The sequence below is a fragment of the Candidatus Zixiibacteriota bacterium genome, from assembly GCA_014728145.1.
Classification (GTDB): Bacteria; Zixibacteria; MSB-5A5; order JAABVY01; family JAABVY01; genus WJMC01.
Map to the genome: position 1 here is coordinate 1 of WJMC01000209.1, position 8,460 is coordinate 8,460.

Here is an 8,460-nt window from a genome sequence, read left to right on the forward strand (position 1 = left end):
AGCCCGCAGGTCAACAGAACTAAAAGGATTATTACAATTCGAAAAATCATCTTCCCGTCCCTCCTGTCTGATCAGTTTTTACAGCGGATACAGACTGAAGCTACAAAGTTGACTGCTCAGAGTCAAATGCAAACTGGTGAAGATCCTGTTGTCGAGATACATAACTCCTTCTTCGAGCGATTCCAATACAGGATTGACCATCAGAACTGTATCCTCATCTCTGAGCAGGTGTGCAATGGATTCATAATCGTGACCGGATGTTATTCCAAACAAATAGAAGCCTGGACCTACTATTTCTATATTGAAATCATTATCCAGAAAACTGTGCGAATGCGCATAGTCATATGCTTCCTGAAGGTCGAAACCGGCAATTCTGACAGTAACCAGATCATCGACTATTTCCTTTTCAATTGGTTGGCCGTGATAATATATGATGAATTCTTCAGCATGCGAAAGTGACGCAACGCCGATTACAAAGACAACCAGAACCAGATAAATTATTTTTTTTGTCAACATGTCTGCCTCCTATAAACATTTTTACAGATTAAAACGTGTTCAGTTAAATTCTGACAGTTAAGTGGACATATAATGTCATAAAAACCTCCCAACTGTATTTGTTAAACTGATCGCTCATGTTGCATTCTGGATATTCAGAAATATTGTCTAAATCGCTCTGTTTGTTTTGAATATCTTGTTAAAAGCGTCGCGCTGTTCGTGCATGTGGTTGCGAACACCCTGAGGGGGAGATTTCAACATCGCGGGCTCAAGAGCTCATTCCATTGCAACACCATTACATAATCATAACGTTTATAATAGCATAATGTCAAATAATAATGTAATAATACTTATACTAAAATAATATTATGGGATGTAGTAATGAATATATTCATGGTAATGGCTACTTAGTAGAGCTCATCAGAATACAGGTCGAGATAGCTGAGCTGATCATTGATTATTGTAGCTGAAGTAACGGAAATAAACCCAGGTTACCAGTTGAATCACAAGTACGATCAAAACGATCCATAGAAGCGAGGGTAAAACTCTGGCCGGACAACTGGTTAGAAACAGATTCAGTATCACCAATCCAATCCCGCCGACTCCTATCAGCTTCAGGATCTCCCCGGCTCGAAAGTTAACGTAGTTGCCAATTCCGTATGATAACGAACATGTTGCAACGATAATTATTTCAACAGTCGGGCTGATTGACATGGTTTTGCCTCAATTGTAAGTGTAATTAAATTAACGGCAGAATCGTCAATCAGCTTGATTAGATTATTGAAATGGATACCATACAGTAAGAATTCTACAAAAAGACCGCTGCCAGAATAACCGCATAAACCAGGGCGGGCAACATATTCAGAATTCGGAGGTTTTTGATCTCGAGGATATTGATTCCCAAGCCCAGAAGAAGCAATCCGCCTACTGCGGTCATCTCGGAAATCATCGGAGAACTGAAGATCTCGCCCAATGACGACGCCAGAAGAGTCAGTCCCCCCTGGTAAACCAGGAGAGGGATAGCGGCAAAGATCACCCCGATCCCCATTGAAGCCGCCAGCGCGATCGATGAAAAACCGTCCATAACCGATTTGGTCAATAGCAGGTTAGGGGGCGAACCGAAACCTTCCTCCATCGCCCCGATGATCGTCATAGAACCCATACACCACAGCAGAAATGCGGTTACCAATCCCTCGGTGAATTTCTCGTTACTGGATTTGAGACGCGCCTTGAGTTTATCGCTCAGGTTGTTGATTCTGCGATCGAGGTCAATCATCTGCCCGCTAATCGCGCCGGCCACCATACTGAATACAAGAATCAGAAGGCTCCCGGTTTCGGAAGCCATCTTGATTCCAATAAAAAGTGTAAACAGTCCGATCGCCTGGAACGCGATACGGGTCAGGTTTTCCGGCAGGCGGTTATGAATCAAAAGTCCGATTATGCTTCCGACAATTACCGCCCCGGTGTTTATCAGTGTACCCAACATAGAAGTATTACTTCTGAGCCAGCTTCAAAAACTCCGGAATCTCGCCAACGACTTTTTCGGTGATCTGATTCCAGAAGGAAATGTCCGTGATATCGGCATCGAGATGCTTCTTGACCAGATCCTCGGTTTTCATTCGACCGGTATCCATTAAAAGCTGTTTGTATTTACCAGCGAATGCCGAGCCCTCCCGGCTGGCTCTCTGGTAAACCGCGTTGGAGAAGAGGAACCCGAACGTGTACGGAAAATTGTAAAACGGCATCTCGGTCTCGAAGAAATGCAGTTTGGAGGCCCAGAACTCCGGATGGTAACCATCCTCGGGATCGAGCGTACCGGCATAGGCCTTGGCCTGCGCCTCGGTCATAATCTGGTTGAGACGGTCCTTGCTGACCGTGCCGTTTGCTCTCTCCCGGTAGAAAGCGACATCGAACAGGAAACGGGCATGGATGTTGCAGAAAAATGTGTACCCATTCATCAGCTTCTGATCCAGAAGCATCAGCCGTTCCTCGTCGCTTTCGGCTTTTTCCAGGGCGGCATCGGTCACCAGCATTTCATTGAAAGTCGAAGCTGTCTCTGCCAGCCCCATAGTGTAGAACGTGTTGAAAATCGGTTCGTCGACCAGCACGTGATGATGCCAGGCATGGCCGAGTTCGTGCGCCAAGGTCATCATGTCGTCGTAGGTACCATCATAGGTCATGAAGATCCGGCTCTCCTTGACTTCACCGAAATCGGTACAGAAACCGCCGGCCGCCTTGCCGGGACGATTCTCTGCCTCGACCCAGTTTTTGGAGAGTGCCATCTTGATGAACTCCGCCATCTCGGGACTAAACCCCTCCACCTGCTCGAGGATGAATTCCGAGGCTTGCTCGTATGTGTATCTCTTTTCGATTTTTCCGGCTGAAGCCATCTGGTCATACCAGCGGAAGCGATCGATCCCCAGCAGTTTCTTCTTGGCATCGATGTATTCATTGAATTTCGGAGCATGATCCATAACCGACTGCCACATCGCCTGCAAGCTTTCGCCTTTAATACGATTCAGAATCAGAGGCTCGAAGAGCGCATCGTCCCAGTTGCGACGATTATAAACTGAAAGCCTGAAACCTGCCTGGGAGTTGAGCGTCATCGATGCCAGGTCGAGGTTTTTCTGCCAGGCTTCAGTCAGCTTATCGAAAGCCTGTTTGCGGATCGAGCGGTCTGAAGAACTCATTTTGGAATGCAGTTGCCCCAGCGATATCTCGGTGATTTTTCCATCCTGGTAAAACTCGACCGTTGAATCGCCGGCCATCTTGGTGTAGATATTGTTCCAGGCATGATAACCATTTACTTCAAGATCCAGTACCAGCGATTCCATTTTAGGATCCATCTTGAGACGGGCGATTTCGCGGCGTTCGTTCAGGTAGAACTCGACCGGCTTGACCTTTGGGTCGGAAACAAACTCCGCGAAGGCGGAATCATCCATCACCGCCAGAAGCGATTGAAGCGAGTTCTGCAGGTTCTGCCAGCGTGAATCGATCTCCTGCATATCGGCAATTATCTGAAAAGCCCGGTCATCCTTGACATCCTGGCTGGCCAGACAGCCGGCAAACGAGTAGGCCCGCAAAAACTGGGCATAAGCTTTTTGCAATTCGAGCGTCAGCTCCACCAGCTCGCCGGTCTTGAGATTGTCTTTTTTCTTTTCAGCCTGCTTGAATTTTTCGCTGAGACGGTCAATAAACTGCCTGAGGTTTTCTCTGTATTGCTTGTATTCGCGGGAATCCGAACCTCCGGGAAAGATCGGTTCGAGGTCCCAGCGTGGTGCAGTCTGGTTTGCGGTAGTATCGGTCATTATATTCCTCACAATCTGCGCGGGATGTGTTAACTACAAAAAAGGGAGAAACTCGGTCACCCTCATCTCTCCCCTCATAATTTCGAAATTCCGACTGTTAAAAATCTTCCAGATTGCTGAACTCAGCATCCTCGAGATAAGTCTTGGGCTTGTTCAAAAAGTGCATGACATTTTCGATAATGGCCCAGTGCTTATGCTCCTCGTCAGCAATCTTGTTAAGAAGCGCGCGGGCCTGGTCGTCATTTACTTCCTTGGCTTTGTCGCGATAGAAATCCTCGCTTTTCTTCTCGACATCCTGGGCATGGCGCCAGACGTCCATCACATTACCATCAAAAGAATATTCGCCTTTTTCGTTCTTCATCTGTTCAAAAACATTTTTAGTAGTCGTCACCATCTGGGTATCCTGGCCGGACAGTTCGCCCAGGCGGTCGGCGTTTCTTTCCTTGAGGGATTTGAAGATATTGTAATGCTTGATTTCATCTTCGGCCAGTCCCTCGAGGATCTTCTTCAAAGCCGGGACATCGGTTTCGGAGGCCATTTTCTCGTAATACTCGCGACCGTCCTGTTCCATTTTCATAGCATAATCAAAAATTTCTTCCATTGTATTTTCCTTTCCTCGATTTCAGTTTATAACTAAAACAGAAAATCTTTTTCCATGTTTCAAGTAATCCGGCAAAATAATAAAATACAGCCCCTCCCGCAAGCGGTTATAAATCCATTTTCAACTTAATCATTAGCTTTCAAGGCTTCTGCTGTACAACAGTATGGTCAATAGGGCTGTATACCTGCCACTGTCGAGATTTCCTTGAATCATTTCCACCAGGTGATCGCAATCAAGACATTCCCTGAGAACAGGACTCGATCTCGCAATTTCGAGCACATCGTTGTGAAAACCAGGCCGAAAGCCTGTTTTATAGTGAGCGGGGTGCAATATTGTTTTTGCGATCCGCAAGAGAGCGGGATGATTTTGAAGCCAGGCTTTGGCATTGATCTTAAACACTGCCTTGAGACTGTTAACATTAGCATTCAAATCAGCATAAGGAATGTCCAAAAGACGTTTATCGAGCCTCTCAAGAAATTTTATCGAAAAAGCAAAATTGCGCTTGAACCTGTCAGGCAGGCGCAAGGCTTTGGCGATAAATGGCTGAGCTTCAAAAGGAGCCACTGTCCAGAAAAACAGGCGCGTGCGTTCCTCGCCCTCGAATAAAAAGCTTATTCGGCGGTCAAATATTTCGTAGTGATAATTTTTGTCATTCCATGTATCTCCGGGATAGCTACCGAGGATTTCCAAAATATGTGACTTTAACTGGTCCGGACTGATATTAAGCAGTGCTTCGATTTCTTCCGGATTAAAATAGCTCGAGCGAGTGATATACTTATACAGGTCGTTTTCGTTTCTGATTCTATGAGATATGCGGTAAGGAGTTTTAATAAACGCACCACCATCGCCGGTATAGAAGTTCGCGCCCCAACCGCTGTGGCTGAGCATCTCCCGATACAATTGTAATGCCACGGCCATCCCGCAATCGTTCAACCCGGAACGTGACTCAACCAGCATTCGGTAATCTTCAAGAGCGGGAGGATTCAGAACCCAGCTGATAAATTCCCGCTGGTATAAAGCAGCTACGCGGGCGGCTGTTTCAACATCGTGGAGATTCTCACGACTGTGGTTGATAGTAGAGACAGCCTTGTAGTCGACATTGAGTTTTTCCAGCGCGCCCATCACGCATCTCGAATCGAGCCCACCGGACATACCCAAAAGAGAAATATGCCGGTTTTTATGTCTCTCTCTGTTTTCAGAAGCTTCCAGAAACAGCTCAACCAGATCCTCGACATTGCGGTCGATTGAGCGGCCAAAATCGCTTTCGGAGAGATCCCAGCTTGTGTAACGTCTAAATTCTGGTACCCGGCCAGCCCGGTTTCTGCAATATACCCCATGAGGCAGGTGCTGAACACCAGACAGGTGGGTTTTACCGCCGAGCGTGAATTTGAACATCAGAAATTCTGCCAGGGCGTAACTGTCCAGATCACGGATGGATTTTGTTTTTTGGATGAAGCGAATGTCACGCGATACAACCAGGCTGTCATCATCACGATACTGGTATAACAGCAATTTACCGAAAGAATCATTGATTATCAGGAAGTGGCTATTGGCGGGATCAATTGCAACCAGGTTGAAATCACCATCGCATAGTAACAGCTTACTGTCAAGGTACGAACTGAACTCAGAATCAGGCAGTCCACCCTTCAATCCGCAAGTTGCGATATCTTGAACGAATCTTCCGAGCCGGCATTCATCGCGGTCGTATATCTTTCCTTCGAGGAAAATCTTAAGGCCGTCAGCTTCAAAAGTAAACAATGGATACCCATCATAGGCGCAGTACATCAGGCGCAACTTGTCGTCTGAAAACAATGAACTGGTTTTGTACTCCGCTAAAAACCTGACTGACTGCAGAGCGGAATCCAATGTTTTTTCCATCTGTGGATCAATTCCATGCGGGCTGTAATAGAAGGAAAAACCTGGCATCTGCATCCTCTCAAAGCGACCTGACTCGAAAAGCTACTTTACATAAGAGGATTTGTCAATCTAAGAATTCCGGACGGCGTATATAAAAAAAGCCCCGCAAGTCGTGCGGGGCCTTAATCTATTTAAGCAGTGCAGAACGGTTTAGTACATACCGCCCATGCCACCGCCCATGCCGCCCATACCACCGGGCATACCTTCAGGCATTCCGCCGTCTTTGTTCTTTTCCGGCTTATCGGCGATGATCGCTTCAGTGGTAAGCAGAAGCGAGGAGATCGAAGCGGCATTCTCCAGAGCGATACGAGCCACCTTGGTCGGATCGATAACGCCGTCCTCGAGCATATCGACATACTTGTCGGACTGTGCGTTATAACCGTGGGTAGCGTCCATCTCGCGCACCTTGTTGATCACGATCGAACCATCCACACCCGCGTTCTCGGCGATCAGGCGGATCGGGGCTTCCAGCGCACGACGGATAATACTGACACCGATAGCTTCATCACCTTCAGCATTAACACTCTCGAGTGCCTTGATAGCGCGCAAAAATGAAACGCCGCCACCGGGGATGATACCTTCTTCAACAGCCGCACGGGTCGCGTGCAGGGCATCCTCAACACGAGCCTTCTTCTCCTTCATCTCGGTCTCGGTCGCGGCGCCGACATTGATAACCGCCACACCGCCGGCCAGCTTGGCCAGGCGTTCCTGCAGTTTCTCACGGTCATAATCAGAAGTCGTATCCTCGATCTGCTTTTTGATCTGCTGGATACGAGCCTTGATATCCTCAGTGTTGCCACCACCCTCAACTATGGTGGTGTTATCCTTGTCCATTGTGACCTTGCGGGCGGTACCCAGGTCGGAGACAACTGTATTTTCGAGTTTGAAACCGAGCTCTTCAGAAATGACCTTTCCACCGGTCAAAACAGCGATATCTTCCAGCATCGCCTTGCGACGATCGCCAAATCCAGGAGCCTTGACAGCCGCGATCTTGAGGGTACCGCGCAGTTTGTTGACCACCAGAGTAGCCAGAGCTTCGCCCTCGATATCCTCGGAGATAATTACCAGCGGTTTGCCCATCTGGGCGACTTTCTCCAGGATCGGAAGAAGATCTTTCATGGTCGAGATCTTCTTGTCATGGATCAAAATCATCGGATCTTCAAGATTGGTCTCCATGGTATCCGGATCGGTGATGAAATACGGGGAGAGGTAACCACGGTCGAACTGCATACCTTCGACCACGGTCAGTTCTGTTTCGGTACCCTTGGCCTCTTCGACGGTGATAACGCCGTCCTTGCCGACTTTTTCCATCGCCTCGGCAATCAGGTCGCCGATCAGACGATCGTTGTTGGCCGAAATAGTACCTACATTGGAAATCTCATTTTTGCCGGAAACCGGACGGGACAGCTTCTGGAGCTCAGCGACCACGGTCTTGACACCCAGGTCGACACCCTTCTTGAGAGACATCGGATTGGCACCGGCAGTAACATTTTTGATACCTTCACGGAAAATAGCCTGCGCCATCACAGTCGCGGTGGTGGTACCATCACCGGCGATATCGGAAGTCTTGGATGCGACTTCCTTGACCATCTGGGCACCCATGTTTTCAAAGATATCTTCCAGTTCAATCTCTTTGGCCACAGTGACACCGTCTTTGGTGATCGTCGGAGAACCAAATTTCTTGTCGATCACGACATTGCGACCGCGCGGGCCGAGCGTCACCTTGACAGCGTTGGCCAGCTTGTCCACGCCCTTTTTGAGCTGGTCACGAGCCTGAGTATTATATTCAATCAGCTTAGCCATTGTGAATACTCCTTTGGTTAGTCATTGATAATTGCCAGAATATCAGATTCACGCATGATCAGAAGTTCCTTATCGTCGACAGTCACCTCGGTACCTGAATACTTGCCATACAGGATCTTGTTGTCGACTGCAACTTCCAGATCAACTTTCTTGCCATCCTCAGCCACACGGCCGGGGCCGACCGCCACGATTTTTCCCTGCTGGGGACGTTCCTTGGCGGTATCAGGAATGATAATCCCACCTTTTTTTACCTCAGGAGCCTCGATCGGCTCGACCAAAACTCTGTCAGCAAGCGGCTGAATGTTCATCTAAACCTCCTTAGTACATACGCTTATG

At 47.9% G+C, this 8,460-nt stretch carries 8 protein-coding genes; all 8 read right to left on the reverse strand.

Annotated elements, in window-relative coordinates:
- Nucleotides 1-78 precede the first annotated feature (78 nt).
- Nucleotides 79-516 (reverse strand): hypothetical protein, encoded by a 438-nt coding sequence (locus GF404_11915; protein MBD3382887.1) that lies wholly within the window; start codon nt 514-516, stop codon nt 79-81.
- Nucleotides 517-945: 429 nt separating this feature from the next.
- Nucleotides 946-1,209, reverse strand: a complete 264-nt coding sequence (locus GF404_11920; GenBank protein ID MBD3382888.1) for a hypothetical protein — start codon at nt 1,207-1,209, stop codon at nt 946-948.
- 94 nt (nt 1,210-1,303) lie between these two features.
- On the reverse strand, nt 1,304-1,981 hold the full coding sequence (locus tag GF404_11925; protein MBD3382889.1) for a DUF554 family protein: 678 nt from the start codon (nt 1,979-1,981) through the stop codon (nt 1,304-1,306).
- 7 nt (nt 1,982-1,988) lie between these two features.
- Nucleotides 1,989-3,803 (reverse strand): M3 family oligoendopeptidase, encoded by a 1,815-nt coding sequence (locus tag GF404_11930; GenBank protein ID MBD3382890.1) that lies wholly within the window; start codon nt 3,801-3,803, stop codon nt 1,989-1,991.
- A 97-nt stretch (nt 3,804-3,900) separates the two neighbouring features.
- On the reverse strand, nt 3,901-4,404 hold the full coding sequence (locus GF404_11935; GenBank protein ID MBD3382891.1) for a ferritin: 504 nt from the start codon (nt 4,402-4,404) through the stop codon (nt 3,901-3,903).
- 132 nt (nt 4,405-4,536) lie between these two features.
- On the reverse strand, nt 4,537-6,330 hold the full coding sequence (locus GF404_11940) for a hypothetical protein (GenBank protein MBD3382892.1): 1,794 nt from the start codon (nt 6,328-6,330) through the stop codon (nt 4,537-4,539).
- Between the two features lie 141 nt (nt 6,331-6,471).
- On the reverse strand, nt 6,472-8,124 hold the full coding sequence (gene groL / locus GF404_11945) for a chaperonin GroEL (protein ID MBD3382893.1): 1,653 nt from the start codon (nt 8,122-8,124) through the stop codon (nt 6,472-6,474).
- A 17-nt stretch (nt 8,125-8,141) separates the two neighbouring features.
- Nucleotides 8,142-8,432, reverse strand: coding sequence for a co-chaperone GroES (locus GF404_11950; GenBank protein MBD3382894.1), 291 nt, complete (start codon nt 8,430-8,432; stop codon nt 8,142-8,144).
- Nucleotides 8,433-8,460: the final 28 nt, after the last annotated feature.